1 protein-coding gene is annotated in these 252 nt (G+C 46.0%); it reads left to right on the top strand.

From position 1 onward, the window contains the following. Nucleotides 1–252, top strand: a 252-nt coding sequence (locus CA13_RS36045; protein WP_419195314.1) for a hypothetical protein, incomplete at both ends; no start/stop codon positions are given.

The following is a 252-nucleotide window of genomic DNA, read 5'->3' as shown; positions in this document are numbered from 1 at the left end:
ATGAAATCTTTCGCACCGACACTGGACTTAGGCAAGTCTGAAACGAATACTTGGTTAACTTTTGATGCGATGGCCGTGGTTTTGGAGCGGGGAGTGAGGAAGAGGAAAAGAAGAGGAAAAGGGGAAGGGGGTCGTTTTTCGGGACTTGGTTTGATATTCTCTAGCGAATACGATCAATCTTTCTTTAGCCAACTGATGGTATGCCAAGAATCAAACGTGCCGATGAAGCAGGCTACATCTATCATGCCCTTG

Source organism: Novipirellula herctigrandis (assembly GCA_007859835.1).
Lineage (GTDB): Bacteria > Planctomycetota > Planctomycetia > Pirellulales > Pirellulaceae > Novipirellula_A > Novipirellula_A herctigrandis.
The sequence above is the reverse complement of the archived record's forward strand: the minus strand, read 5'-3'. Positions and strand labels throughout refer to the sequence as shown.